This is a genomic window from Streptomyces sp. CNT372 (genome assembly GCF_000377145.1).
This window is the reverse complement of sequence record NZ_KB897782.1, coordinates 220,625-247,132: the sequence shown is the minus strand read 5'-3', so window position 1 is coordinate 247,132 and position 26,508 is coordinate 220,625. Positions and strand designations below refer to the sequence as shown.

Genomic DNA, 26,508 nt, shown 5'->3' with positions numbered 1-26,508 from the left:
TTCGTGTGGTAGGGGGTAGCGGAGGGCCAGAACCGGTTCCCGAGAACCCTGTTGAAAGGTGCCGCTTGTGTCGGATGACGAAGGAAGGGCAGGCCGAGGAGAGCTGTCGGTGACGGCAGATCTCCCCGAGCCTCCCCATGAGACGGCACCTCAGAGAACGGACCGCGTGGTCTTCGGCGTCGCCGCCGTGCTCACCCTCGCCTTCATCGTGTGGGGTGCCACGGCGACGGACGTGCTGGAGGACGTGTCCGCGAGCATGCTCAGCGGGCTGATCCACAACGGCGGCTGGGCCTTCGTGCTGGCGGCGTCGGGGTTCGTCGTCTTCGCGCTCTGGCTCGCCATCAGCCGCTACGGCAGGATCAAGCTGGGCCAGGAGAACGAGGAACCCGAGTTCCGGACCGTTTCCTGGATCGCGATGATGTTCAGCGCGGGCATGGGCATCGGTCTGATGTTCTTCGGTGTGAGCGAACCGCTGTCGCACTTCACCAACCCGCCGCCGGGCACCGACCCGCAGGACGCGGCCGAGGCCATGGAGACGGCCATGGCCACCACCCTGTTCCACTGGACGCTCCACCCGTGGGCGATCTACGCGGTCGTCGGCCTGGCCATCGCGTACACGTCCTACCGGCGGCGCCGGCGGCAGACCATCAGCGCCGTCTTCGAGCCGCTGATCGGCGAGAAGAACGTCAACGGCGTCTTCGGCAAGGTCATCGACATCCTCGCGATCCTGGCCACGCTCTTCGGCTCCGCCGCCTCCCTCGGACTCGGCACCCTCCAGATCGGCAGCGGTATGACCGAGCTCGGCTGGATGGACAAGGTCAGCATCGCGCTGCTGATCGGCATCATCGCCGTGCTGACGGCCGCGTTCGTCGCCTCGGCGGTCTCCGGTGTCGAGAGGGGCATCCAGTGGCTGTCCAACACCAACATGGTGCTGGCGCTCGTCCTCGCGGTGTTCGTGTTCATCGCCGGCCCGACCATCATCATCCTGGACCTGCTGCCGACCTCGATCATGGCCTACCTCGGCGACCTGCCCGAACTCGCCGGCCGCACCGAGGCCAGCAGCGGCGAGGGCGTCGCCGACTGGCTCGGCAGCTGGACGGTCTTCTACTGGGCCTGGTGGATCTCCTGGACGCCCTTCGTCGGCATGTTCATCGCCCGTATCAGCCGGGGCCGCACCATCCGCCAGTTCGTCGGCGGCGTGATCCTGGTCCCGAGCACGGTCAGCCTGATCTGGTTCGCCGTCTTCGGCGGGGCCGCGATGACCCTCCAGGACGAGGGCCTGCTGCCCGCCGAGTCGACGCCGGAGGGGCAGCTCTTCGGCGTCCTGCAGGAGTACCCGATCGCCACCGCGATGAGCATTCTGGTGATGATCCTCGTCGGCATCTTCTTCGTGTCCGGCGCGGACGCGGCCTCGATCGTCATGGGCACCCTCTCCCAGCGCGGTACCTTCGAACCGTCCAGGCTGGTGGTCGTGTTCTGGGGCGTGGTGACCGGCGCTGTCGCCGCGATCATGCTCCTGATCGGCGGCGGTGAGGGCGACGCCCTCACCGGTCTGCAGAACCTCACCATCCTGGTGGCCGCGCCCTTCGTGCTGGTCATGATCGGGATGTGCGTGGCGCTGATGCGGGACCTGCGCCACGACCCGCTGATCGTGCGCGGTGAACTGGGCATCGAGGCCGTCGAATCGGCCGTGATCGCCGGACACGAGCACTACGACGGCGACTTCGAGTTCCAGATCGGCCCGGGCACGGGCGAGGACGGGACGCCGGACACCACGCCGGAGAAGCCCGGCCCGACGGACAAGCCGCCGGTCGGCTCGCGCTGAACCGTCCCGGGCTGCCGGACCGGGTCCGGGCCGCGGCCGGGCCCACCCCACCCCGCGCCGCCGAGCCGTGCCCGGTCCGCGCGCCCCGGACCCGTCCCGCGCCGCCGGGCCGTGCCGGGCCCGGGTCCGGCACGGCCCCGCGCCGGCCCGGGGCCCCGTCGTGGGGCCGGGGGCGCACCCGCCCGCACCCCCGCGTACTAGAGTGCGGGCCTGATGACTGCCACCCTCGTCGCCAAGAACCTCGCCGCCGGGCACGGCGACCGCTCCCTCTTCGCCGGGCTCGACCTCGTCGTCGCCCCCGGTGACGTGATCGGGCTCGTCGGCGTGAACGGCGCCGGCAAGTCGACGCTGCTGCGGCTGCTCGCCGGGGTCGACCGGGCCGAGGAGGGCGAGCTGCGGCTCTCGCCGCCCACCGCCGCCGTCGGCCACCTCCCGCAGGAGCCCGAACGGCGTGAGGGCGAGACCGTGCGGGCCTTCCTCGCCCGGCGCACCGGCGTCGCCGCCGCCCAGGAGGCCATGGACGCCGCGGCCCAGGGCCTCGCCGAAGGCACCCCCGGCGCCGACGACGCCTACGCGGTGAGTCTGGAGCGCTGGCTCGCCCTCGGCGGCGCGGACCTGGACGAGCGGGCCGAGGAGGTGGCCGGCTCCCTCGGCCTCACCGTCGGCCTGGACCAGCCCATGACCGCCCTCTCCGGCGGCCAGGCCGCGCGTGCCGGCCTCGCCTCGCTCCTCCTCTCCCGCTACGACGTCTTCCTTCTCGACGAGCCGACCAACGACCTCGACCTGGACGGCCTGGAGCGCCTGGAGACCTTCGTCCGCGGACTGCGCGCCGGGACCGTCCTCGTCAGCCACGACCGCGAATTCCTTACCCGGACCGTCACCAAGGTCCTCGAACTCGACCTCGCCCAGCAGCGGATCACCCTCTACGGCGGCGGCTACGCGGCCTATCTGGAGGAGCGCGAGACCGCCCGCCGCCACGCCCGCGAGGAGTACGAGGAGTACGCGGACAAGAAGGCGGCCCTCGAAGGGCGCGCCCAGATGCAGCGCTCCTGGATGGACAAGGGCGTGCGCAACGCCCGCCGCAAGGCCACCGACAGCGACAAGCTCGGCCGCAAGTTCCGCAGCGAGGCCAGCGAGAAGCAGGCCGCCAAGGCCCGGCAGACCCAGCGCATGATCGAACGCCTGGACACCGTCGAGGAGCCGCGCAAGGAGTGGGAGCTGCGCATGGAGATCGCGGCCGCGCCCCGCTCCGGGGCCGTCGTCTCCACCCTGCGCGACGTCGAGGTGTCCCGCGGCGACTTCCGGCTCGGCCCGGTCTCCCTCCAGATCGACTGGGCGGACCGGGTCGCCGTGACCGGCGCCAACGGGGCCGGCAAGTCCACTCTGCTGGCCGCCCTGCTCGGCCGGATCACCCCCGACGCGGGCCACGCGGCGCTCGGTTCCGGCGTCGTCGTCGGCGAGGTCGACCAGGCACGGAAGCTGTTCTTCGGCACCGAGTCCCTCCTGGACGCCTTCTGCGCTGCCGTACCCGACACCGAACCGGCCGAAGTCCGCACCCTGCTGGCCAAGTTCGGGCTCAAGGCGGCCCATGTGCTGCGCCCCGCGACCACCCTCTCCCCGGGCGAGCGCACCCGCGCGGCCCTCGCCCTCCTCCAGGGCCGGGGCGTCAACCTGCTGGTCCTGGACGAGCCCACCAACCACCTCGACCTGCCGGCCATCGAGCAGCTGGAGGCCGCGCTCGCCTCCTACACCGGCACGCTGCTGCTCGTCACCCATGACCGCCGGATGCTGGACGCCGTGCACACCACGCGCCGCCTCTCCGTCGCGGACGGCAAGGTCACCGAGGAGCGCTGAACCGGGGCTCCCGGGGTGACTCCGCGGGCCCGGGTCACTCCGCGCCCCGGAGTGAATCCGCCTCCGGGGGGTGCCGCATCTCACACCGGGGAACCGCCGCCGCCCCGCAATGCGTTGTGGACGAGGGGGCGGTCGACCGCCACCGTGGAAGGGACACGACAGGCGGGAGGGGCCGCCGGGCACCAGGGGCTCCACCCGTGGCCGCCGCCGTCACCGGCGGCGCCGGGTAGCGGGAAACGGGGGAGCGGACGTGTTACTGGAGACCGTGTTCCAGACCGAGGACATGGCGCGAGGGGACCGGTTCGACGCGTGGCGCGAGTGCATGGGGCGGACCCTGGCCCCGCTGGACACGCTCAGCGTCCATGCCGGCGACTTCCACGCCCACCAGCAGATGATGTGGCTGGACGCGGTGTCCGTATGGCCTCTGACCGCCAACTCCTGCGGCTACCGGCGCACTTCGCGGCATATCCGCCGCTCGGACCCGGAGCGCTACCACCTGACGCTGGTGCTGCCCGGCAGCGGCTCCCTGCGGGTCGACCACGCCGAGGAACGCAGCACCCACGGGGCCCACGACCTCTACTTCCTCGACACCTCGCGCCCCTTCTACGTCGACTCCGGTGACGAACGCGCGCCGGTCGTCGGGGTCGGGGTGGAGATCCCGAAGGTGCTGCTGCCGAGCCCCCGGCGATCGGGAGTGGACCGGCTCGTCGGACGCCGGCTGTCCGGCACCCGGGGCTTCGGCGCGATGGTCACCCAGTTCCTGGTGCGGCTCACCGAGGACGACGGCTCGTACCGGCAGGAGGACGCCTCCCGCCTCGGCACCGTGCTCGTCGATCTCGTAGCGGGAATGGTCGCCCAGGAGACGGACGCGGAGGCCGGACTTCCCGAGCGCACCAGGAACCGGAACCAGGTCCGTGCGATCCGGGCCCATATCCAGCGTCATCTGCACGACCCCGCGCTGACCCCCGGCACGGTCGCCGCCGCCCACCACCTGTCCACCCGCCAGCTGCACCGCCTCTTCGAGGGCGAGCAGGAGACGGTGGCGGGCCTGATCCGGCGCCAGCGGCTGGCGCGCGCCCGCCGCGACCTCGCCGACCCGGCACTGCTGGGCACCCCGGTCCACGCGGTCGCCGCCCGCTGGGGCTTCACCGCCGCCGCCCACTTCAGCCGGGCCTTCCAGGCCGCGTACGGCACCACCCCGAGCGACTTCCGGCGGTCGTCCCTGCGGGCGTCCACGACGCGCCGGGCCGGCGGGGATCCCGGCGCGGATCACGGCTCCGGGCGCGGCGCGGAACGTGGCTCCGAGCGCGGCGCCGGGCGCGGCTCCGAGCGCGGCGCGGAGAGTCAACGGCCCGTCGCCGCCGGTCAAGGACGCGGCTCCCCGGTTCCGGCAGGCTGACGACCGTCACGCCGACAACGGTCACACGGACCTCGGCACCGAACGGAAGGACCCCCGTGATGAAGAGCAGGCTCGGCCTCCGCCTGGCCGGTGGCGCCGTCGCCGCGGCCGCCCTGGTCGGACTGGCCGCCCCCGCCGGCGCCTACGCCGCCACCAGCACGGCCCCGGGCACCGCGGTGGAGCGGGTGGCCGCCGCAGAGGTGGGGGCAGCCGCCTCCTGGCGGACCATCGGCACCTACCGGACGTCCTTCACCTGCGCCGGGGAGAAGGCGCGGCTGGAGCTGTCCACGCCCTGGGTGCTGCGCTGCCAGAAGGCCGGCACCTTCACCTACTACCTCCAGCGCTACCACTGACGGTCCCTCACACACAGACGCCGGCCCCCACGCGCAGCGCGTGGGGGCCGGCGCCCCGGGGTTCCGCTCAGCGCCGGCGGCCGCCGCCCTGCTCGCCGCCGAGGAGGCCCGCCTTGCGGAGGGCGTCCGCCATGGCGCTGTTGGCCGGGGCCGCGGCCGGACGGCCGTTGCCGCCACCGGAGCCACCGGCGCCGCCGCGCCCGCCACCACCACGGCCGCCCGCGCCGCCGCCCTGCCGCTGCTGCGGCGGACGCCCGCCACGCTCACGGCGCGGGGCGCCACCGCCCTGGGACTGCGCCGGCGCCGAGGCGTCGTCGTCCAGCCGCAGCGTCAGAGAGATCCGCTTGCGCGGGATGTCCACGTCCAGGACCTTCACCTTCACCACGTCACCCGGCTTCACCACATCGCGCGGGTCCTTGACGAAGGTCTTCGACATCGCCGACACATGCACCAGACCGTCCTGGTGGACGCCCACGTCCACGAACGCGCCGAACGCGGCCACGTTCGTCACCACGCCCTCCAGCACCATCCCGGAGGCCAGGTCGCCGATCTTCTCCACGCCGTCCTTGAAGGTCGCGGTCCGGAACGCCGGCCGCGGGTCCCGGCCCGGCTTCTCCAGCTCGCGCAGGATGTCCGTCACCGTCGGCAGACCGAAGGTCTCGTCCACGAAGGCGTCAGGGCGCAGCGACCGCAGCACCGCGGTGTTGCCGATCAGCGCCGCGACCTCCCCGCCGCTCTCCTTCACCATCCGCCGCACCACGGGGTAGGCCTCGGGGTGCACGCTGGACGCGTCCAGCGGGTCGTCGCCGCCCCGGATGCGCAGGAAGCCCGCGCACTGCTCGTACGCCTTCGGGCCGAGCCGGGCCACGTCCTTGAGGGCCCTGCGCGAACGGAACGGGCCGTTGCTGTCCCGGTGCGCCACGATGTTCTCGGCGAGGCCCGCGCCGATGCCGGAGACCCGGGCCAGCAGCGGGGCGGAGGCGGTGTTGACGTCCACGCCGACGCCGTTCACACAGTCCTCGACGACCGCGTCCAGCGAGCGGGACAGCTTCACCTCGGACAGGTCGTGCTGGTACTGGCCGACGCCGATCGACTTCGGGTCGATCTTCACCAGCTCCGCCAGCGGGTCCTGGAGACGGCGGGCGATCGACACCGCGCCGCGCAACGACACGTCCAGCGAGGGCAGTTCCTGCGAGGCGAACGCGGACGCCGAGTACACCGAGGCGCCCGCCTCCGAGACCATCACCTTGGTCAGGTTCAGCTCCGGGTGCCGGGCGATCAGGTCGCCCGCGAGCTTGTCCGTCTCGCGGGATGCCGTCCCGTTGCCGATGGCGACCAGCTCGACCGCGTGCTCCTTCGCCAGCCGCGCCAGCTTCGCCAGCGCCTCGTCCCAGCGGTTCGCCGGGACGTGCGGGTGGATCACGTCGGTGGCCACCACCTTGCCCGTCGCGTCCACGACCGCCACCTTCACCCCGGTCCGGAAACCGGGGTCCAGGCCGAGGGTGGCGCGGGTACCGGCCGGAGCGGCGAGCAGCAGATCGCGCAGGTTCGCCGCGAAGACGCGCACCGCCTCGTCCTCGGCCGCCGTGCGCAGCCGCAGCCGCAGGTCGATCCCGAGGTGGACGAGGATCCGGGTGCGCCACGCCCAGCGGACGGTGTCGCCGAGCCACTTGTCGCCCGGCCGCCCCCGCTGGGCGATGCCGAAGCGGGAGGCGACGATCCCCTCGTAGGAGGACGGGCCCTCCACCGGCTCCCCGGGCTCCAGGACGAGGTCGAGGACCTCCTCCTTCTCACCCCGGAACATGGCCAGCACCCGGTGCGAGGGGAGGTCGGTGAAGCCCTCCGCGAAGTCGAAGTAGTCGGCGAACTTGGCGCCCGCCTCCTCCTTGCCCTCACGCACCTTCGCGGCCAGCCGGCCACGGGTCCACATGCGCTCGCGCAGCTCGCCGATGAGGTCGGCGTCCTCGGAGAAGCGTTCCGTCAGGATGGCGCGGGCGCCCTCCAGGGCGGCCGCCGGGTCCGCGACGCCCTTCTCCGCGTCGACGAACGCGGCCGCAGCGGCCAGGGGTTCGACGGACGGGTCGCCGAGCAGCCCCTCGGCCAGCGGTTCGAGCCCGGCCTCCCGGGCGATCTGTGCCTTGGTGCGCCGCTTGGGCTTGAACGGCAGATAGATGTCCTCCAGGCGCGCCTTGGTCTCGGCGGCCCTGATCCGCGCCTCCAGCTCCTCGGTCAGCGTGCCCTGCTCCCGGACCGAGTCCAGGACCGAGGACCGCCGCTCCTCCAGCTCACGCAGATAGCGCAGCCGCTCCTCCAGGGTGCGGAGCTGCGCGTCGTCGAGCATCTCGGTCGCTTCCTTGCGGTAGCGCGCGATGAACGGCACGGTCGACCCGCCGTCGAGCAGCTCGACGGCCGCCTTCACCTGCCGCTCGCGTACGCCGAGTTCCTCGGCGATCCTGCCTTCGATGGACGTGGTCACGGTTTCCCGACTCGCCTTCTCGTGCTGGCTGTGCTTGAGCCTGCATTCTGCCGGGTGACCGCGGGCGATGTCGCGCCCCGGTGCCCGCGGGTCCGCACGGTGTGCCGTGCGGACCCGCGCGGGGCGGGATCAGACCCGGCGGGCGCGGCCACCGCCGCGCGAGGCCCCGCCGAAGAGCTTGGCGAGCAGCCGGAAGGGCAGGGTCACCACGGTGGCGATCGCCGAGCCGACGGTGCGTAGTGCGTCTGCGATGGCGCGGAACATGGGTGCCACCTCCTGTGTAGGGATCCGTGCCTTCCGGCTTGCCGCCCCCGGCCTCCCGAAACCGCCCCGCGCCCCGATCTTCCGCACGTGCCCCGCGCGCCCGCGCCCGGCCGCCCGCGCCCGGCCGCCCCGTGCGGCCGAAACCCGCGCGCCGATCTTCCGCAGGCGCCCCGTGCTCCCGCCCGCCGGCCGCGACCGGACGGCCGGAGCCTCGCGCCCCACGCCCCGCGCGCCGTGAGCGGCGCGCCTCAGCCCCGACCCGTCGCGTCCGAGGGGAACGCGCCCGCCGCGAAGGCGGTGAGCAGGAAGCCCCGGCCCAGTTCCGTCAGGCGCTCGACGCCCTCCGCGCCCAGGTGCTCGTACGGGGCGAGGTCCATCCGGTCCGTGTGGTCCTCCACCTCGGCGCGCAGCGCGGTGCCGGACTCGGTCAGCTCGCCCTCCGCGTCCAGGAGACCCCGGTCGCGGAGGCGGTTCTGTGCCGCGTCCCAGTCGGCGCGGCGCCAGCCGCGGGTGGCGAGGATCCAGCGGGGTGCCATGCCCTTGCCCGTCGCCGTGTGGCTCACCAGGGCCTCCAGCGGGTCGAGCCCCGCGAGCAGCAGCGCGGCGAGGTGGGCGTCACCGCGGTGCTCGCGCAGCAGCGTGGCCGCGTGCCAGTACGCCAGGTGCGGCTCGGACGGGGCCGGCAGGTCCGCGTGGGCGGCGTAGAGCGGCCGGGCGTGCCGGGTGCACGCCTCGGTGGCGTGCAGGGCCAGGGCCGCCGCCTCGGCCAGCTCCTTGGAGGCGATGGTCTCCTCGCCGAGGAGCCGCCGCAGGGTGGTGTCGGCGGCCCGCCGGCGCGCCGCGAGTACCTCCTCGGGGGAGGCCGTCTCCCACACGGCCGGCAGGTGCCGTGCGACCAGCTCGGGGTTGAAGTTGTAGAAGGTGGCGGCGACCGCCCCGGCCCCGACCGCGCCCATGGCGGCCGAGCGGGCGGCGAAGTAGGCGGCGCTGTCGTCCTCGATACCGACGGCGGCCAGCTCGCGCCCCAGGTCGGGGGAGAAGTAGACCGTCGAGTGCAGCGGGTTCAGGGCGTTGTGGCACCGGCGTCCGGCACGCGGGGGGAGAGACGTCATGGCGACACGTTACCGACTGGTTGGTACGTGGGTACAGGCCTACCCTGGTCCCCGCCCCGGGCGCCTCCCGACGCCCCCGCCCGTCACCCGGGCGGTCGTCCCGGCCCGACGCCCCCGCCGGTCGCCCGGCCCGACGCTCCCTGCCCGTCGCCCCGGTTCGTCAGTCCGGCGTCCACCCGAAGCGCGGCGCCCGGCGCTCCAGGAAGGCCGCGACGCCCTCGGCGGTGTCCCCGCTGTGCCGAGCCTCCCTGTACCAGTGCTCCTCGCGGTCGGTCCGGCCGCCCGTGAACTCCTTCGCCGCGCACTGGGTCAGCAGCGACCGGGTGCCGAGGATGCGGGTGAACTCGGCAGCCCGCTTGCCCAGTTCGTCCGCCGGCAGGACCTCGTCCACCAGTCCGGTGCGCAGGGCGCGCACACTGTCGATCAACTCACCCGAGAAGAGCAGGTACTTGGCAGCCGCCGGACCGACCAGCCCGGCGAGCCGGCGGGTGGAGCCGGCCGGGTAGACGATCCCGAGCTTCGCCGGGGTGATCCCGAACAGCGCGTCCTCGGCGGCGAACCGCAGATCGCAGGCCGAGGCGAGCTGGCAGCCGCCGCCGACGCAGTAGCCCCGCACCACGGCGAGGGTGGGCTTGGGGAACGCGGCCAGGGCCTCCTCGGCCCGCACCGCCAGGGCCTGCGGGTCCTCGCCGGGCTCGCGCAGGGAGGAGATGTCCGCGCCCGCGCAGAAGGTCGGCCCCTCACCGGTCAGCACCAGCGAGCGAACCCGCGGGTCGCCGGCCGACTCCGCCAGGAGTTCGGGCACCGCGCGCCACATCCCGGTGGTCATCGCGTTCCGCTTCGCCGGATTGCTGATCACCAGCGTGGCGACGCCGTCCTCGACGGTGCGGACGATCCGGGGCTGCGGGGTGCCGGGGTGCTCCATGCGCCGGATGCTATCGGCACGCCGTCCGGCCCCCGGAGAGAGTGTCCGCAAGCCGGGTACGGAAGCGGTGTCCGGAAGCGGGGTACGGAAACGGAGTACGGAAATCCGCAGCGGAGTCGGGAAATAGAGTGCTGAAACGATCGGCCCGGCGTAACGGTCGCAAGACCCCCTCGACCAGTCGTTCAACCGACGCTGTCATACGTATTGCGTTACATGTCGCTCAAAGGCGATCAGTTCTGTTCAGGTGCACGGTACGGACCAAGGGACTCCCAACACTTGTTGCTCGACGGTCAGTGGGAACGAGCCGAGGGTGTGACTATGGAGAGCCGCGGGAGCGTGCCGGCCCGGCCGCTGTCGTACGAGGGGGTCTGGCGTTTCACCGCCCCGGCGGTCGACGTCTCCGTACCGCAGGCACGGCGTGCGGTACGGGACCTGCTCGCCCGCCAGGGGGTCCCGGTCGCCGACGACATCGTGCAGGGACTGCTGCTGATCGTCTCCGAGCTGGTCACCAACGCCGTGCGGCACGCGGCCCTGCTCTCGCCGGAGGTCGCCGTCGAGGTCGCGATCGGGGCGCAGTGGGTCCGGGTGTCCGTCGAGGACAACCACCCCTACCGGCCCCGGGCGCTGGAGACCGACTCCGCCCAGACCGGCGGCCGGGGTCTGCTGCTGGTGCGCGAGGTCACCCGTGAGGCGGGCGGGCGCTGCGACGTGGAGAACACGGCGAGCGGCGGCAAGATCATCTGGGCCGAGCTGCCCCTCGCCCCCGTCCTCCACGCCGACGTCGCCCCCCTCTGAGGGAGGACGCCCCGGGCCTGCGCCCGGGGCGGACACGGCCCGCGGACGGTCACCAGCCCCCGGCCGGCCCCGTCAGCTCACGGATCGCCGGCCGCGCCGCGTCCAGCACCGTCATGAACCAGGCCGAGAACGGCACCGCCTCGTGGCGCTCGGCCAGCTCCCCGGGCGTCACGAACGCGGTCTCGCCGACCTCCTCCGCGTCCGGCCGGGGCGCGGACTGCACCATGCCCACGAAGAGGTGGTTGAACTCCTGCTCCACCAGGCCCGACGCGGGGTCCGGGTGGTTGTAGCGCACCGTGCCCGCCTCGGCGAGCAGCGACGGGGACACGCCCAGCTCCTCGTACGTCCGGCGGGCCGCCGCCGCGAACGGCGCCTCGCCCGGGTACGGGTGGCCGCAGCAGGTGTTCGACCAGACGCCGGGGGAGTGGTACTTGCCCGCCGCCCGCCGCTGGATCAGCAGCCGCCCGTGCTCGTCGAAGAGGAAGACGGAGAACGCGCGGTGCAGCTTGCCCGGGGCGCGGTGGGCGTCCAGCTTCTCCGCGGTGCCGATGGTGTTGCCCTGCTCGTCGACGAGTTCGAGCAGGATCGCGGGCGCGGTGCCGTTCGACGAGCTGTTCGCCTCGGTGGCTGGTGTGATCGGCATAACCATCCTTCGCATCGTTCCTCGGCCCTGGGGAGCCCGGCCCAGTCTGCCGCAAAGAAGGGCCTTCTCCGCACTTCGGCCACGGGTATGTCCGCCCCGCGGCCCCGCCCGGGGCCGCGGGGCGGACGCACCGTCAGACGCCGAAGGCCGCGGGATAGCGGATCGTGCCGCCCGGGACCTCGGCCGATCCGTCCAGGACCAGGGCCATCAGCGCCTCGTCCGGCACCGCGAAAGACGGCCGGATTCCGTACGCGGACGCCCGTTCGAAACCGAACCGGGGGTAGTACTCCGGATGGCCCAGGACCACGACCAGGCGTTCGCCGCGCGCCCGCGCCGCGTCCAGCACCGCCCGGACCACCGCCTGCCCGGCACCCTGCCGCTGGAGACGGGGCGCGGTCGCCACCGGGGCCAGCGCCAGCGCGGGCGCGTCGCCCACCCGGCAGCGGGTCAGCAGGGCGTACGCCGCCACGGAGCCGTCCGGCGCCTCCGCGACGTACGACAGCTCCGGCAGCCAGGCGTCCGGGTCCTCGCGGAGGGCGTCCACGAGATCGGCCTCGGCCGTCGTGCCGAAGGCGGCCGCGGTGACCGCGCGGATCGCCGCGAGGTCGGCCGCCGTCCCGGGGCGGGTGCGCCAGCGCGGATCGGCCGGCGCGCACACATAGCCGGTGTAGCCGTACTCGGTGCCGTGGTCGCGGCGCATGGCGAGTTCCGCCCGCGTCGCGGCCAGCGCCCCGGCCATACCGGGAGCGCCGGGGTCGGCCGCGTCCGCGCGTGCGGCGAGCGGCCCGTAGTAGGCGTCCCAGTCGCTCTCAGGCTGCCGGTGCACCGCCCGGATCGTGTACCCGGCGGCCGAGACCGCCGCGCAGTTCGCCGCCGTGGTACGCAGCGGGTAGTGCGCGTCCCAGAAGGCCCGGGCCGGTGCCGAGGGCTCCGGGACGGTCCATTCGCACTCGGTGAGGACGAGGGAGCCGCCCGGCGCGAGCAGGCGCCGCCAGCTCGCCAGGGCCCTGTCGAAGCCGATCGCGTACGCCGAGCTCTCCGCCCAGACGGCGTCGAAGGCGCCGTCCGGGAAGGGCGGCGCGCCCATGTCGGCTTCGAGGGTGGTGACGGCGTCGCCCAGGCCCCGGGCGCCGGCGGCCCGCCGCAGCTCGTTGAGGAACGGCCGGTGCAGATCGACCGCGGTGACCCGGGCCCCGGCCTCGGCGGCCAGCAGCAGGGCGGAACGGCCCGGACCGCAGCCCAGGTCGAGCACCCGCGGCCGCTCGGGCAGCGGGCGGGCGGCGGCCAGCAGGAGCCGGGTGGTGGCGTCGCTGCCGGGGCCCTGCCGCGGCAGACCGTGGTGCAGGGCGAAGAAGGCGTCGCGGAACGCCTCGCCGGAGGCGTCGTCGGAGAAGTCGTGCGAGTCGTGCGTGGTGTTGTCGGACAACGTGGAGACCCTTGATCGAGGTCGGGCTCCCGCCGACACGGGCGGCCGCTTCGGAGCGCGTCCGAGGGGGCCGGCCGGAATCAGGATCGGCCGGAAGCCCGGAAGTCGGTGACGGACCGGGCGCTGCGCTCGGCAGCGATGACGGCGACAGTCATCGACTCAGCTCCTCGGGGAGGGGTCGTACCACCGGTACGGCCCGCACGGCTCGGCCGGGGCGCGATCCGCGCCCCGGCCGTCAACCCTAGCAATCCGTCCCCGGTCTCAGTGACAGAGTCCCGCCTCGTGCGCCGCGTGACCGGCCGGCTCCAGCTGGAAGGTGCAGTGCTCGACGTCGAAGTGGTCCCCGAGGCAGCACTGGAGCTCGTGCAGCAGCTTCTCGTGCCCCACCGCGTCCAGGACCTCCTGGCTGACCACCACGTGCGCGGAGAGGACCGGCATCCCGGAGGTGATCGTCCACGCGTGCAGGTCGTGCACGTCCTCCACCCCGGGCAGGTCCAGCATGTGCTCGCGCACCTCGGCCATGTCCACGCCCTCGGGGGCCGCCTCCAGCAGTACGTTCAGGGTCTCGCGCAGCAGCCGCAGGGTCCGGGGGACGATCATCAGGCCGATGACCAGGGAGGCGATCGGGTCCGCGTAGGACCAGCCGGTGGTCAGCACGATCGTCGCGGAGACCAGCACGGTGACCGAGCCCAATGTGTCCGCCAGGACCTCCAGATAGGCGCCCCGGACGTTCAGGCTCTCCTTCTGGCCGCGCACCAGCAGCGAGAGGGAGACCATGTTGGCGGCCAGGCCGACGAGGGCGAAGGCGATGGCCAGACCGCTCTTGGGCTGGGTCGGGCTGATGAACCGCTCGACCGCCTCGAAGAGCAGGAAGCCGCCCACGCCCAGCAGCAGCAGGCAGTTGGCGAGCGCGGCCAGGATCTCCGCCCGGGCGAGGCCGAAGGTGCGGTTGCCGCTGGGCGGGCGGTTGGCGAAGTGGATCGCCAGCAGGGCCATGCCCAGACCGAGGGCGTCGGTCGCCATGTGCGCCGCGTCCGCGATCAGGGCCAGCGACCCCGAGAGCACACCGCCGACGATCTCCAGCACCATCACACCGAGCGTGATCGCGAAGGCGACGCGCAGACGTCCGGCATGGGCCGCCGAGGCGGTGCCGGACGGGGGCCCGTGCGTGTGCCCGTGATCGTGCCCAGCCCCCATGAGGTGCCTCCCGTGTGATCGTTCCGGACCTGCCGACGACCTCAGTGAACTACGGGTGGGGGGTATGGTCAACACGGTACTGAACACCGTTGTCATATGCTCTGACCTGCGGAAATGCTTGCAGGTCAGAGCGGGTGCACGATCATCGGACGGCTGTGCGGTCCACCCGGCGGGCGCCCCGGCCGGCCGTCAGCGCACCGCCGCCTCCGGGTGCCGCAGCAGCCAGCCCTCCCAAGCCGAGGACACCATCTCCCGCACCCCCCGGCCGGCCGTCCAGCCGAGTTCCCGGGCGATCCGGTCCACCGCCGCCACCGCCTGGGCCGCGTCCCCCGGGCGGCGCGCCTCGACCACCGGTTCGGTCGCACGGCCCGTGACCTCGCCCACCAGGTCCGCCAGCTCGCGCACCGAGACGCCGACCCCGCGCCCGATGTTCACCGTCAGATCGCCGGAGGCGCCGGGTGCGGCCAGCCGCCGGGCCACCGCCAGATGCGCGTCGGCCAGGTCCGCGACATGGATGTAGTCGCGGACACAGGTGCCGTCCGGGGTCGGGTAGTCCGCGCCGAAGATCCTCGGGGCCTCGCCCCGGGTCAGCCGGTCGAAGAACATCGGGATGATGTTGAACACCCCAGTGTCGGACAGCTCGGGGGAGGCCGAGCCCGCGACGTTGAAGTAGCGCAGACAGGCCGTGGTCAGCCCGTGCGCCCGGCCGGTGGCCCGGACCAGCCACTCGCCGGTGAGCTTGGTCTCGCCGTAGGGGTTGATCGGCCGGCACGGCGCGCTCTCCGGCACCAGGGCGGTGTCCGGCACCCCGTACACGGCGGCGGAGGAGGAGAAGAGGAAGCGCGGCACCCCGGCCTCCACGACCGCCTCCAGCAGTACGGTCAGCCCGTGCACGTTCTCCCGGTAGTACTGCAGCGGGTGCTCGACGGACTCCCCGACCTGCTTCCGGGCCGCGAGATGCACCACACCCGTGATGTCGTCGCCCGCGAGGACGCCCGCCACCAGCTCCTTGTCCAGGACCGAGCCGCGCACCAGGGGCACCCCGGCGGGCAGCCGCCCCGGCAGGCCCGAGGACAGGTCGTCCAGGACGACCACCCGCTCCCCGGCCGCCGTCATGGCATGCGCCACATGGGCGCCGATGTATCCCGCTCCGCCTGTGATCAGCCACGTCATGACGGCCACCCTAAGGCCCGGGTCCCGGCGACCGGGCCCGCCTTCCGCCCGGTCCGGGCCCGCCTCCGGCCCGGCCCCCACATCCCGGCCCGCCCCGGCCCCGCCCACGTCCCGGCCCGCCATGGGCCCGGGTCCTGACCCCGGTCCGGACCCAGGTTTGGAGCCCGGGGTGATCATCGACAATGATGACCCCCGCGGGCCCCCCGGCCTGAACGGCCGATGAATTCCCGCTTCCGCTCGTCCGATAGCCTCTGCCGACGCGCGCCGCCCGGGCCCCGGGACAGGCCGTGCGCGGCCACGCACTGTCCGTTCCAAGGAGTGGGTTCGTCTGTCGACCGCCATCCTCACCGGCCCCCCGGTACCCGGATCGTCGCTCGAAGGCGATCTGCGGTCCCTGGGCTTTGACGTCCAGTTGGCCGCCGGGCCCGAGGAGGCCGCCGCCCTGCTGGCGGCCGTCCCCGCACCGCAGCGAGTGGCCCTGGTCGACTCCCGGTTCGTCGGGCACGTCCACGCGCTGCGCCTCGCCCTGACCGACCCCCGCTTCCCGGCCGCCGCCGTGACGGGCGCGCTGAGCGCGCAGCCCGCCGCCCGCGCCGCGCTCGCCGGCGCCGTGCGCTCGGTCTCCGCGACGGTCCCCGCCGGGGCGGCCACCGGGGCCGGACTGCCCGTGGACGAGGTCGCCGGCGCCCTGGAGGCCTCCGGCACCGCCGTGCACCGCCCCGAGCTGGGCACCCTCGTCGCCGGGACCCCCCTCGACGCCCAGGACCGGCACCGGGTCCGGGCCGAGGTCGACGCGGTCGACGACGAGGCCGTGCGCCTGCGCTCCGCCGTGAAGGCCCGCGACGGCTTCTTCACCACCTTCTGCATCAGCCCCTACTCGCGCTACCTCGCCCGCTGGTGCGCGCGCCGGGGCCTGACCCCCAACCAGGTCACCACCGCCTCGCTGCTCACCGCCCTGATCGCGGCGGGCTGCGCGGCCACCGGCACCCGCGGCGGGTTCGTCGCGGCCGGCCTGCTGCTGATCCTCTCCTTCGTCCTGGACTGCGCCGACGGGCAGCTCGCCCGCTACTCGCTCCAGTACTCGACCCTCGGCGCCTGGCTCGACGCCACCTTCGACCGCGCCAAGGAGTACGCCTACTACGCGGGCCTCGCCCTCGGCGCCGCCCGTGGCGGGGACGACGTCTGGGCCCTCGCGCTGGGCGCGATGGTCCTCCAGACCTGCCGGCACGTGGTCGACTTCTCCTTCAACGAGGCGAACCACGACGCCACCGCCAACACCAGCCCCACCGCCGCCCTCTCCAGCCGCCTGGACGACGTCGGCTGGACGGTCTGGGTGCGCCGCATGATCGTGCTGCCCATCGGCGAACGCTGGGCCATGATCGCCGTGCTCACCGCGTTCACCACCCCCCGGATCGTCTTCCTCGCCCTGCTGGTCGGATGCGCCTTCGCCGCCTGCTACACCACCGCCGGACGGGTGCTGCGCTCCCTGACCCGGCGGGCCACCCGCACCGAGCGGGCCGCGCAGGCCCTCGCGGACCTCGCCGACTCCGGTCCGGCCGCCGGCGCCCTCGCCCGCGCCACCGGTACGTTCGCCCGCCGCCTGCCGGGCCCCGCCCCGCTCGCCGCGGCCGTCGCCGGAGCCGCCGCCCTCGTCCTCACGGCCGCCCTCGCCGGGTACGGCTCGCCCTGGACCGTGGTCGCCGCACTGGTGTACTGCGTCACCTCCGGCCTCGCCGTCGCCCGCCCGCTGACCGGCGCCCTGGACTGGCTGGTGCCCCCGGTCTTCCGGGCCGCCGAGTACGGCACGGTGCTGGTGCTGGCCGCCCGCGCGGACGTGCCCGGAGCCCTCCCGGCGGCGTTCGGGCTGGTCGCGGCCGTCGCCTACCATCACTACGACACCGTGTACCGCATCCGCGGCGGCACGGGCGCGCCGCCGCGGTGGCTGGTGCGCGCGGTCGGCGGGCACGAGGGGCGGGCTCTGGCCGTGGCGCTCCTGGCGTTCCTGCTCGGCCCGGACGACTTCACCCTCGCGCTGACGGCCCTCGCCGTGCTCGTCGCGCTCGTGGTGCTCGCCGAGAGCATCCGCTTCTGGGTGTCGGCCCACAAGCGGGGTGCACCCGCCGTACACGACGAAGGAGAACCCGCATGATCGGCCTCGTACTCGCAGCCGGTGCCGGACGGCGTCTGCGCCCCTACACCGACACCCTCCCCAAGGCCCTCGTGCCCGTGGACCCCGAGGGCGACGGCTCGCTGACCGTCCTCGACCTCACCCTCGGCAACTTCGCCGAGATCGGCCTCACCGAGGCCGCCGTCGTCGTCGGCTACCGCAAGGAGGCCGTCTACGAGCGCAAGGCCGCCCTGGAGGCCAAGTACGGCATCGAGCTGACCCTCATCGACAACGACAAGGCCGAGGAGTGGAACAACGCCTACTCCCTGTGGTGCGCCCGTGACGTCCTCGCCCGGGGCGTGATCCTCGCCAACGGCGACACGGTCCACCCGGTCTCCGTCGAGAAGTCCCTGCTCGCCGCGCGCGGTGACGGGAAGCGGATCATCCTCGCCCTCGACACGGTGAAGTCCCTCGCCGACGAGGAGATGAAGGTCGTCACCGAGCCCGGCAAGGGCGTCACCCGGATCACCAAGCTCATGGACCCGGCCACCGCCACCGGCGAGTACATCGGCGTCACCCTCATCGAGCCCGAAGCCGCCGCCGACCTGGCCGACGCGCTGAGGACCACCTTCGAGCGCGACCCCGACCTCTACTACGAGGACGGCTACCAGGAGCTGGTCGACCGCGGCTTCACCGTCGACGTGGCCCCCATCGGCGAGGTCGCGTGGGTGGAGATCGACAACCACGACGACCTCGCGAAGGGCCGTGAGATCGCGTGCCAGTACTGACCCGGCTCATCCCCTCCCCGGTCGTCGTCGACATCCGGGCGGGCGCCCTCGACGACCTCGGCCCCCTCCTCGCCGACCAGCGGATCTCGCCCTCCGGCCGGATCGCCTGCGCGGTCAGCAACGGCTCCGGCGCCGCCCTGCGCGAGCGCCTGGCCCCCCTGCTGCCCGGCGCCGACTGGTACGAGGTGAACGGCGGCACCATCGACGCGGCCGTCCGCCTCGCCGACGAGATCCGCGGCAGCCGCTACGACGCGGTCGTCGCCCTCGGCGGCGGCAAGATCATCGACGTGGCGAAGTACTCCGCGGCCCGGGTGGGGCTGCCCCTGGTCGCCGTCGCGACCAACCTCTCCCACGACGGCCTCTGCTCGCCGATCTCCACCCTGGACAACGACAACGGCCGCGGCTCCTACGGTGTCCCCACGCCGATCGCGATCGTCATCGACCTCGACGTGATCCGCGAGGCCCCGGTCCGCTTCGTCCGCTCCGGCATCGGCGACGCGATCTCCAACATCTCCGCCATCGCCGACTGGGAGCTGTCCCACCGCGTCACCGGCGAGCCCGTCGACGGCCTGGCCGCGGCCATGGGCCGCAGCGCCGGCGAGTCGGTGCTCCGCCACCCCGGCGGGGTCGGCGACGACGAGTTCCTGACCGTGCTCGCCGAGGCCCTGGTCCTGTCCGGGATCGCCATGTCCATCAGCGGCGACTCCCGGCCCTCCTCCGGCGCCTGCCACGAGATCAGCCACGCCTTCGACCTGCTCCACCCCACGCGGGCCGCCAGCCACGGCGAGCAGGTCGGCCTCGGCGCAGCCTTCGCCATGCACCTGCGCGGCGCCCCCGAGCAGGCCGCCCTCTTCGCGGGGGTGCTGCGCCGCCACGGCCTGCCCGTGCTGCCGCGGGAACTGGGCTTCACCGCGGAGGAGTTCGTGCGCGCCGTGGAGTACGCACCGCAGACCCGCCCCGGACGGTTCACCGTCCTGGAGCACCTCGACCTCACCACCGACCAGATCAGGGACGCGTACGCCGACTATGCCAAGACCATCAGTAGCTGAACTCCGCCCGGTCGTGCACCCGGCGGGTGTGAAGGACCGGCGTAGCGGAGAACACTGGGGCGGCCGCCTGTACATGCGGGAGGTCTCCCTCCGGATCACCCGGCTCCTGGTCACCACCAAGGTCACGCCCAACCAGCTCACCTACGTGATGACCCTGTGCGGCGCCCTCGCCGCCCCGGCCCTGCTGATCCCGGGGATCTGGGGCGCGGTGCTCGGCGTCGTCATGGTGCAGCTCTACCTGCTCCTGGACTGCGTGGACGGCGAGGTCGCCCGCTGGAAGAAGCAGTTCTCCCTCGGCGGTGTCTACCTGGACCGGGTCGGCGCGTACCTGTGCGACGCGGCGGTCCTCACCGGCTTCGGTCTGCGGGCGGCCGACCTGTGGGGCCCCGGGCGCATCGACTGGCTGTGGGCCTTCCTCGGCACCCTGGCCGCCCTCGGCGCCATCCTGATCAAGGCGGAGACCGACCTCGTCGGCGTCGCCCGGCACCAGGGCGGGCTGCCGCCGGTCAAGGAGTCCGCCTCGGAGCCGCGCTCCTCCGGGATGGCGCTGGCCCGCCGGGCCGCCGGTGCGCTCAAGTTCCACCGGCTGATCCTCGGCATCGAGGCGTCCCTGCTGATCCTCGTCCTCGCGATCGCCGACGCGGTCCGCGACGACCTGTTCTTCTCCCGCCTCGGCGTCGCCGTGCTGGCCGGGATCGCCCTGCTCCAGACCGTGCTCCACCTGGTCTCGATCCTCGCGTCGAGCAGGCTGAAGTGACCTCACCCGCCGGGGCGGCCGGCCCTGAGCGCCCGCTCACTCTGGGCGCGGTCGTCATCACCATGGGCGACCGGCCCGCCGAACTGCGCGCCCTGCTCGACTCGGTCGCCGCCCAGGAGGGCGACCGGGTCGAGGTGGTCGTGGTCGGCCAGGGCGTCCCCGTCGGCGACGTCCCCGAGGGCGTGCGTACCGTCGAGCTGCCCGAGAACGTGGGCATCCCCGCCGGGCGCAACGCGGGCATCGAGGCCTTCGGCCCGGGCGGCCGGGACGTGGACGTGCTGCTCTTCCTCGACGACGACGGCCGCCTCGCCCGCACCGACACCGCCCGTCTGCTGCGCGAGGCGTTCACCGCCGACCCCCGCCTCGGCATCGTCAGCTTCCGGATCGCCGACCCGGACACCGGGCGCACCCAGCGCCGCCACGTCCCCCGGCTGCGCGCCGCCGACCCGCTGCGCTCATCGGCCGTGACCACGTTCCTCGGCGGCGCGAGCGCCGTCCGCAGCGAGGTCGTCGCCCAGGTCGGCCCGCTGCCCGGCGAGTTCTTCTACGCCCACGAGGAGACCGACCTCGCCTGGCGCGCCCTGGACGCGGGCTGGCGCATCGACTACCGCGCCGACATGGTCCTGTTCCACCCCACGACCCCGCCCTCCCGGCACGCGGTCTACCACCGCATGGTGGCCCGCAACCGGGTCTGGCTGGCCCGGCGGAACCTGCCCGCGCCCCTGGTCCCCGTCTACCTGGGCGTGTGGGTGCTGCTGACCCTGCTGCGCCGGCCCACGCGGGCCGCGCTGCGGGCCTGGTTCCGCGGCTTCGCCGAGGGCTGGCGCACCCCGTGCGGGCCCCGCCGTCCCATGAGCTGGCGCACTGTGTGGCGGCTCACAAGGCTGGGCCGACCACCTGTCGTCTGACAAGCTCGGTTCTGAGAGCATCTGGGGCGTCCCCGTGGCGGGCCCCTCCACCCGGACGGCCCCACCCCCGGAAAGTCCCACCGCCGCTCATCTTGACCACGAAAGTTTTCACCTGTGAGTGACACGACCCACGACGGCGCCCTCGCGACCAGCTCCCCGCCGTCCCCCGACGACGGCCTGCCGCCGGCGCAGCTCGCCGCCAAGTACGGCCTCGCGGTCAGCGGTGCCCGTCCCGGCCTGGCCGAGTACGTGCGGCAACTGTGGGGGAGGCGCCACTTCATCCTGGCGTTCTCGCAGGCCAAGCTGACGGCCCAGTACAGCCAGGCGAAGCTGGGCCAGCTCTGGCAGGTGGCCACACCGCTGCTCAACGCCCTGGTGTACTTCCTGATCTTCGGCCTCATCCTGGAGGCCAACCGGGGCATGGAGACGAAGGTCTACGTGCCGTTCCTGGTGACGGGCGTGTTCGTCTTCACCTTCACCCAGAGCTCGGTGATGGCCGGCGTCCGCGCGATCTCCTCGAACCTGGGCCTGGTGCGGGCGCTGCACTTCCCGCGTGCCTCGCTCCCGGTCTCGTTCTCCCTCCAGCAGCTCCAGCAGCTGCTGTTCTCGATGGTCGTGCTGATCACGATCGTGGTCGCCTTCGGCAGCTTCCCCACCTGGTCGTGGCTGCTGGTCCTGCCGGCCCTGGCGCTCCAGTTCGTGTTCAACACCGGACTGGCCCTGATCATGGCCCGCCTCGGCTCCAAGACGCCCGACCTGGCGCAGCTGATGCCGTTCGTGATGCGGACCTGGATGTACGCCTCGGGCGTGATGTTCTCGATCCCGATCATGCTCCAGGACCGGCCGGCGTGGATCGCGGACATCCTGATGTACAACCCGGCGGCGCTCTACATGGACCTGGTCCGCTTCGCCCTGATCGACGGCTACACCTCGGCCAACCTCCCCGACCACGTCTGGGCGGCGGCCGCGGGCTGGTCGGTGCTGATCGGCGTGGCGGGCTTCGTGTACTTCTGGAAGGCGGAGGAGCGGTACGGCCGTGGCTGACGACAAGGGCGACAAGGGCGGGGCGACCGCGGGGTTCGGCGGCGCGGCGGACGGGCGCGTCCCCACGGTCATCGCCGACGACGTGCACATCGTCTACCGGGTCAACGCGGGCGGCGGCGGCAAGGGCAGCGCGACGGCCGCCCTGAGCCGGATCCTGCGCCGGGGCAAGGGGGAGCCCCGCGGGGTGCGCAAGGTGCACGCCGTGCGCGGGGTCACCTTCACCGCGTACCGGGGCGAGGCGATCGGCCTCATCGGTACCAACGGCTCCGGCAAGTCCACCCTGCTGCGGGCCATCGCGGGCCTGCTCCCCACCGAGAGCGGCAAGGTCTACACGGACGGCCAGCCCTCCCTGCTGGGCGTCAACGCGGCCCTGATGAACGACCTCACGGGCGAGCGGAACGTGATACTCGGCGGTCTGGCCATGGGCATGACCCGCGAGGAGATCCGCGAGCGCTACCAGGGGATCGTGGACTTCTCCGGGATCAACGAGAAGGGCGACTTCATCACCCTTCCCATGCGGACCTACTCCTCCGGCATGGCGGCCCGGCTCCGCTTCTCCATCGCCGCCGCGAAGAACCACGACGTCCTGATGATCGACGAGGCGCTGGCCACCGGAGACCGGAAGTTCCAGATCCGCTCCGAGGAGCGGATCCGCGAGCTGCGCAAGGAGGCCGGCACGGTCTTCCTGGTCAGCCACAGCAACAAGTCGATCCGGGACACCTGCGACCGGGTGCTCTGGCTGGAGAAGGGCGAACTCCTGATGGACGGCCCGACCGACGAGGTCATCAAGGCGTACGAGAAGGAGACCGGCAAGTAGCGCCCCGCCGGCCGCGTCCGCCGACGGGCCCCGCCGCGCGTCCGCGCAACGGACCCCCGCCGCCTTCACCGGGGCGGGGGTCGCGCCGTGTCCGGGCCCCCGGGGCTGCGGTGTGCGTCGTACAACGTAAGCTGGAGCGGTGCCCATTCGTGGCAGCCGGTGACAAATCACCGCCAACCCCTGGTGCCGACGGCCGCATGGGGGCGTCCCGGTTGCGGCGTGTCCGAAATGGGGCGTATTGCGTCGACGGTGTAGAACTGGGAGATGTGACGGTCATGACGGGAATCCATGCGCTCCGCGAGCCCTCCGCCGTCCCGGCGGCAGGGAGTTGCACACGGTGACGGCCACCCGGCAGACGCGCCCGGCCCCCGCCCGCGCCACCCTCGACAAGGCCGCCGGTGAGAACTTCCCCGTCGCCCCCTTCTTCCTGCCCCGCGCCTGGCGCGGGGACCTCATGGCCGTCTACGGCTACGCCCGCCTCGTCGACGACATCGGCGACGGCGACCTCGCCCCCGGCGGCGGCGACGCCCACGCCCTCGGCGCCGACCCCGCCCGGGCAGGCGACCCCCTCGCCCTCCTGGACGCCTTCGAGGCCGACCTGGACCGCGTCTTCGATGCGGCCGAGACGCCCCGGCACCCCCTGCTGCGCGCGCTGCGCCCCACCGTGCGGCGCTGCGACCTCGATGCCGAACCGTTCCGCCGCCTGATCGCGGCCAACCGGCAGGACCAGGTCGTGCGGCGCTACGGCACCTGGGACGACCTCCGCGACTACTGCCGGCTCTCCGCCGACCCGGTCGGCCGCCTCGTGCTCGGGATCACCGGCACCACGAGCCCCGAGCGCGTCCGCCGCTCGGACGCCGTGTGCACCGCCCTCCAGATCGTCGAGCACCTCCAGGACGTCGCCGAGGACCTGGCCCGGGACCGGATCTACCTCCCCGCCGACGACCTCAAGACCTTCCGCGTCACCGAGGACGACCTCGCCGCCCCCACGGCGAACGCCTCCGTGCGCGCGCTGATCGCCTTCGAGGCCGACCGCGCCGCCCGCCTGCTCGACGAGGGCACCGCCCTGGTCGGCAGCGTCCACGGCAGACTCCGGCTGCTGCTCGCCGGATTCGTCGGCGGTGGGCGCGCCGCCCTCGCCGCGATCGCGTCCGCCGGACATGATGTGCTGCCCGGACCGCCGAAAGCCGCGAAGGCCCGCGTGCTGCGCGAAACGGGACTGGTCTTGCGAAACGCACGCAGAGAGGGATGAGCCGGACGATGGAGGGAACCGATCGCACACCGGCCCCGGTGCGGGCCGCGTACAGCTACTGCGAGGCCGTGACCGGAGCGCAGGCCCGGAACTTCGCCTACGGGATCAGGCTGCTGCCGCCCGGCAGACGCCAGGCCATGTCGGCGCTCTACGCCTTCTCCCGGCGCGTCGACGACATCGGCGACGGACAGCTCGCCCCCGAGGCCAAGCAGGCCAGGCTGGACGACACCCGCCGCCTCCTCGACCGCATCCGCAAGGGCGCCGTCGAGGACGACGACACCGATCCCGTGGCCGTCGCCCTCGCCGACGCGGCCCAGCGCTACCCGATCCCGCTCGACGCCCTCGACGAACTCATCGACGGCGTCCTCATGGACGTGCGCGGCGCGACCTACGAGACCTGGGACGACCTCAAGGTCTACTGCCGCTGCGTCGCCGGGGCCGTCGGACGCCTCTCGCTCGGCGTCTTCGGCACCCAGCCCGGCGCACCCGGCGCCGAACGGGCCCCCGAGTACGCCGACACCCTCGGCCTCGCCCTCCAGCTCACCAACATCCTCCGCGACGTCCGCGAGGACGCCGCCGCCGGGCGCACCTACCTGCCCGCCGACGACCTCGCCAAGTTCGGCTGCTCCGACGGCTTCCGGGCCGCGGCCCCGCCCCCCGGCGCGGACTTCGAGGGCCTGGTCCACTACGAGGTGCGCCGCGCACGCGCCCTGTTCACCGAGGGCTACCGGCTGCTGCCCATGCTCGACCGCCGCAGCGGCGCCTGCGTCGCCGCGATGGCCGGCATCTACCGCCGCCTCCTCGACCGCATCGAGGACGACCCCGCGGCCGTGCTGCGCGGCCGCGTCTCCCTCCCCGGCCACGAGAAGGCGTACGTCGCCGTCCGCGGACTGTCCGGACTCGACGCCCGCGGCGTCGTCCGCCGCACCCACCGGGGGCGCGCATGAGCACCGCCGGCGCGGACGCCACCGGGGCCCGGCACGCGGTCGTCGTCGGCGGCGGCATCGCCGGCGTCACCACCGCCCTCCGTCTCGCCGACGCCGGACTGCGCGTCACCCTTCTCGAAGGCCGCCCCCGGCTCGGCGGCCTCGCCTTCTCCTTCCGCCGCGGCGACCTCACCGTCGACAACGGCCAGCACGTCTACCTGCGCTGCTGCACCGCCTACCGGTGGTTCCTCGACCGGATCGGCGGCGCGGACCTCGCCCCCCTCCAGGACCGCCTTGACGTCCCCGTCCTGGACGCCGCCGCGCCCGGCGGCCCCCGCCTCGGCCGGCTGCGCCGCAGCGCGCTGCCCGTCCCCCTCCACCTCGCGGGCGGCCTCGCCCGCTACCCCCACCTCTCCCTCGCCGAGCGCGCCTCCGTCGCCCGCGCCGCCCTCGCCCTCTCCCGCCTCGACCCGGCAGACCCCGCCCTCGACGGCATCGACTTCGCCACCTGGCTCGGCCGCCACGGACAGAGCCCTCGGGCCGTCGCCGCCCTCTGGGACCTCGTCGGCGTCGCCACCCTCAACGCCCGCGCCCCGCAGGCGTCCATGGGCCTCGCCACGATGGTGTTCAGGACCGGGCTGCTCTCCGACCCGGGCGCCGCGGACATCGGCTGGGCCCGCGTCCCGCTCGGCGACCTCCACGACACCCTCGCCCGCAAGACCCTCGACGAGGCCGGCGTCCGCACCGAACTGTCCACCCGCGTACGGGAGATCACCCGGGGAACGGACGGCCGCTGGCACGTGTCGGCCGGCGCCGCCCGGCTGGACGCCGACGCCGTGGTCCTCGCCGTCCCCCAGCGCGAGACCCACGACCTGCTTCCCGAGGGCGCCCTGGAGCACCCCGACCGGCTCCTCGGCATCGGCACCGCGCCGATCCTCAACGTCCACGTCCTGTACGACCGCAAGGTGCTGCGCCGCCCCTTCTTCGCCGCCCTCGGCACCCCCGTGCAGTGGGTCTTCGACCGCACCGGGGCCGCCGGCGTCACCGAGGGCCAGTACCTGGCGCTCTCCCAGTCCGCGGTGCGCGACGAGATCGACGACCCGGTCGCCGTCCTGCGCGAGCGCTATCTGCCCGAGCTGGAGAAGCTGCTGCCCGCCGCCCGCGGCGCGCGGGTCCGCGACTTCTTCGTCACCCGGGAACGCACGGCTACCTTCGCACCGGAGCCGGGCGTCGGCAGGCTCCGGCCGGGTGCGCACACATGTGCCCCGGGCCTGTACCTTGCTGGCGCGTGGACGGCCACCGGCTGGCCCGCGACCATGGAGGGCGCCGTGCGCAGCGGCTTCAGTGCCGCGGAGGCGGCGCTCTCCGCGTTCGGCCGCCGCCAGGAACACCCCATCGAGGAGGCGGCGTGAGCACCA

The 26,508-nt window shown here is 73.7% G+C and carries 23 protein-coding genes; 15 read left to right on the top strand and 8 right to left on the bottom strand.

All coding sequences use genetic code 11. The features are described 5' to 3' along the window. Nucleotides 1-109 precede the first annotated feature (109 nt). From C593_RS0116225 to C593_RS0116210, 4 genes are all read left to right on the top strand, one after another. Nucleotides 110-1,825 carry a BCCT family transporter gene (locus C593_RS0116225; protein WP_051093708.1) on the top strand — a complete coding sequence of 572 codons (1,716 nt, stop codon included), beginning with the start codon at nt 110-112 and terminating at the stop codon, nt 1,823-1,825. A gap of 213 nt (nt 1,826-2,038) precedes the next feature. Continuing rightward, nucleotides 2,039-3,679, top strand: coding sequence for an ABC-F family ATP-binding cassette domain-containing protein (locus C593_RS0116220; protein WP_018848354.1), 1,641 nt, complete (start codon nt 2,039-2,041; stop codon nt 3,677-3,679). Between the two features lie 250 nt (nt 3,680-3,929). Further along, complete coding sequence (locus C593_RS0116215) at nt 3,930-5,078, top strand: helix-turn-helix domain-containing protein (protein WP_018848353.1); 1,149 nt, start codon at nt 3,930-3,932, stop codon at nt 5,076-5,078. A gap of 59 nt (nt 5,079-5,137) precedes the next feature. Next, entirely contained in the window at nt 5,138-5,431 is a 294-nt protein-coding gene (locus C593_RS0116210; protein WP_018848352.1) for a hypothetical protein, read from the top strand. Nucleotides 5,432-5,498: 67 nt separating this feature from the next. On the opposite strand, the gene C593_RS0116205 is transcribed toward C593_RS0116210, so the two are convergent. The 4 genes from C593_RS0116205 to C593_RS0116190 all read right to left on the bottom strand — a co-directional run bounded on the left by C593_RS0116205 (nt 5,499) and on the right by C593_RS0116190 (nt 10,208). Next, complete coding sequence (locus C593_RS0116205) at nt 5,499-7,907, bottom strand: Tex family protein (protein ID WP_018848351.1); 2,409 nt, start codon at nt 7,905-7,907, stop codon at nt 5,499-5,501. Between the two features lie 129 nt (nt 7,908-8,036). Continuing rightward, the gene (locus C593_RS33825; RefSeq protein WP_018848350.1) at nt 8,037-8,171 is read right to left on the bottom strand and encodes an LPFR motif small protein; all 135 of its coding nucleotides are present in this window, start codon (nt 8,169-8,171) and stop codon (nt 8,037-8,039) included. 248 nt (nt 8,172-8,419) lie between these two features. After that, entirely contained in the window at nt 8,420-9,283 is an 864-nt protein-coding gene (locus C593_RS0116195) for an SCO6745 family protein (protein WP_018848349.1), read from the bottom strand. 160 nt (nt 9,284-9,443) lie between these two features. After that, a complete protein-coding gene (locus C593_RS0116190; protein ID WP_018848348.1) occupies nt 9,444-10,208 on the bottom strand; it encodes an enoyl-CoA hydratase/isomerase family protein in 765 nt (254 codons plus the stop codon). 318 nt (nt 10,209-10,526) lie between these two features. On the opposite strand from C593_RS0116190, the gene C593_RS0116185 reads away from it, so the two are divergent. Next, entirely contained in the window at nt 10,527-11,003 is a 477-nt protein-coding gene (locus tag C593_RS0116185; RefSeq protein ID WP_018848347.1) for an ATP-binding protein, read from the top strand. A gap of 49 nt (nt 11,004-11,052) precedes the next feature. Here C593_RS0116185 and idi read toward each other — a convergent pair whose 3' ends face one another. From idi to galE, 4 genes are all read right to left on the bottom strand, one after another. Then, the gene (idi, locus tag C593_RS0116180) at nt 11,053-11,646 is read right to left on the bottom strand and encodes an isopentenyl-diphosphate Delta-isomerase (protein ID WP_018848346.1); all 594 of its coding nucleotides are present in this window, start codon (nt 11,644-11,646) and stop codon (nt 11,053-11,055) included. 133 nt (nt 11,647-11,779) lie between these two features. After that, complete coding sequence (locus C593_RS0116175) at nt 11,780-13,072, bottom strand: GNAT family N-acetyltransferase (protein ID WP_018848345.1); 1,293 nt, start codon at nt 13,070-13,072, stop codon at nt 11,780-11,782. Nucleotides 13,073-13,333: 261 nt separating this feature from the next. Beyond that, nucleotides 13,334-14,269: a cation diffusion facilitator family transporter gene (locus C593_RS0116170; protein WP_018848344.1), complete on the bottom strand. Its 936-nt coding sequence runs from the start codon at nt 14,267-14,269 to the stop codon at nt 13,334-13,336. A 189-nt stretch (nt 14,270-14,458) separates the two neighbouring features. Next, the gene (galE, locus tag C593_RS0116165) at nt 14,459-15,442 is read right to left on the bottom strand and encodes a UDP-glucose 4-epimerase GalE (protein WP_018848343.1); all 984 of its coding nucleotides are present in this window, start codon (nt 15,440-15,442) and stop codon (nt 14,459-14,461) included. Between the two features lie 328 nt (nt 15,443-15,770). Here galE and C593_RS0116160 point away from each other — a divergent pair, with 328 nt between their 5' ends. From C593_RS0116160 to hpnE, 10 genes are all read left to right on the top strand, one after another. Beyond that, entirely contained in the window at nt 15,771-17,591 is a 1,821-nt protein-coding gene (locus tag C593_RS0116160; protein WP_026277746.1) for a CDP-alcohol phosphatidyltransferase family protein, read from the top strand. Further along, nucleotides 17,588-18,337, top strand: a complete 750-nt coding sequence (locus tag C593_RS0116155) for a phosphocholine cytidylyltransferase family protein (RefSeq protein WP_018848341.1) — start codon at nt 17,588-17,590, stop codon at nt 18,335-18,337. Before C593_RS0116160 ends, C593_RS0116155 begins: the two co-directional genes overlap by 4 nt. Next, entirely contained in the window at nt 18,325-19,386 is a 1,062-nt protein-coding gene (locus C593_RS0116150) for an iron-containing alcohol dehydrogenase family protein (protein ID WP_018848340.1), read from the top strand. The genes C593_RS0116155 and C593_RS0116150 overlap by 13 nt, the downstream gene beginning before the upstream one ends. Further along, entirely contained in the window at nt 19,364-20,143 is a 780-nt protein-coding gene (locus C593_RS0116145; RefSeq protein WP_078521583.1) for a CDP-alcohol phosphatidyltransferase family protein, read from the top strand. Before C593_RS0116150 ends, C593_RS0116145 begins: the two co-directional genes overlap by 23 nt. 62 nt (nt 20,144-20,205) lie before the next feature. Further along, complete coding sequence (locus C593_RS0116140; RefSeq protein ID WP_051093715.1) at nt 20,206-21,051, top strand: glycosyltransferase; 846 nt, start codon at nt 20,206-20,208, stop codon at nt 21,049-21,051. 114 nt (nt 21,052-21,165) lie between these two features. Then, nucleotides 21,166-22,095, top strand: coding sequence for an ABC transporter permease (locus C593_RS0116135; RefSeq protein ID WP_018848337.1), 930 nt, complete (start codon nt 21,166-21,168; stop codon nt 22,093-22,095). Then, nucleotides 22,088-22,912: an ATP-binding cassette domain-containing protein gene (locus C593_RS0116130; protein WP_018848336.1), complete on the top strand. Its 825-nt coding sequence runs from the start codon at nt 22,088-22,090 to the stop codon at nt 22,910-22,912. Before C593_RS0116135 ends, C593_RS0116130 begins: the two co-directional genes overlap by 8 nt. Nucleotides 22,913-23,249: 337 nt before the next feature. Beyond that, nucleotides 23,250-24,164 carry a squalene synthase HpnC gene (gene hpnC, locus C593_RS0116125; RefSeq protein ID WP_018848335.1) on the top strand — a complete coding sequence of 305 codons (915 nt, stop codon included), beginning with the start codon at nt 23,250-23,252 and terminating at the stop codon, nt 24,162-24,164. Between the two features lie 8 nt (nt 24,165-24,172). Beyond that, nucleotides 24,173-25,111, top strand: a complete 939-nt coding sequence (hpnD, locus tag C593_RS0116120; protein WP_018848334.1) for a presqualene diphosphate synthase HpnD — start codon at nt 24,173-24,175, stop codon at nt 25,109-25,111. Further along, the gene (gene hpnE, locus C593_RS0116115; protein WP_018848333.1) at nt 25,108-26,502 is read left to right on the top strand and encodes a hydroxysqualene dehydroxylase HpnE; all 1,395 of its coding nucleotides are present in this window, start codon (nt 25,108-25,110) and stop codon (nt 26,500-26,502) included. Before hpnD ends, hpnE begins: the two co-directional genes overlap by 4 nt. Nucleotides 26,503-26,508: the final 6 nt, after the last annotated feature.

Coding starts and splice junctions, on each gene's coding strand:
- C593_RS0116220 (WP_018848354.1), top strand. CDS start 2,039: ATGACTGCCACCCTCGTCGCCAAGAACCTCGCCGCCGGGCACGGCGAC.
- C593_RS0116210 (WP_018848352.1), top strand. CDS start 5,138: ATGAAGAGCAGGCTCGGCCTCCGCCTGGCCGGTGGCGCCGTCGCCGCG.
- C593_RS33825 (WP_018848350.1), bottom strand. CDS start 8,171: ATGTTCCGCGCCATCGCAGACGCACTACGCACCGTCGGCTCGGCGATC.
- C593_RS0116195 (WP_018848349.1), bottom strand. CDS start 9,283: ATGACGTCTCTCCCCCCGCGTGCCGGACGCCGGTGCCACAACGCCCTG.
- C593_RS0116190 (WP_018848348.1), bottom strand. CDS start 10,208: ATGGAGCACCCCGGCACCCCGCAGCCCCGGATCGTCCGCACCGTCGAG.
- C593_RS0116185 (WP_018848347.1), top strand. CDS start 10,527: ATGGAGAGCCGCGGGAGCGTGCCGGCCCGGCCGCTGTCGTACGAGGGG.
- idi (WP_018848346.1), bottom strand. CDS start 11,646: ATGCCGATCACACCAGCCACCGAGGCGAACAGCTCGTCGAACGGCACC.
- C593_RS0116170 (WP_018848344.1), bottom strand. CDS start 14,269: ATGGGGGCTGGGCACGATCACGGGCACACGCACGGGCCCCCGTCCGGC.
- galE (WP_018848343.1), bottom strand. CDS start 15,442: ATGACGTGGCTGATCACAGGCGGAGCGGGATACATCGGCGCCCATGTG.
- C593_RS0116155 (WP_018848341.1), top strand. CDS start 17,588: ATGATCGGCCTCGTACTCGCAGCCGGTGCCGGACGGCGTCTGCGCCCC.
- C593_RS0116145 (WP_078521583.1), top strand. CDS start 19,364: ATGCCAAGACCATCAGTAGCTGAACTCCGCCCGGTCGTGCACCCGGCG.
- C593_RS0116140 (WP_051093715.1), top strand. CDS start 20,206: ATGGGCGACCGGCCCGCCGAACTGCGCGCCCTGCTCGACTCGGTCGCC.
- hpnD (WP_018848334.1), top strand. CDS start 24,173: ATGGAGGGAACCGATCGCACACCGGCCCCGGTGCGGGCCGCGTACAGC.
- hpnE (WP_018848333.1), top strand. CDS start 25,108: ATGAGCACCGCCGGCGCGGACGCCACCGGGGCCCGGCACGCGGTCGTC.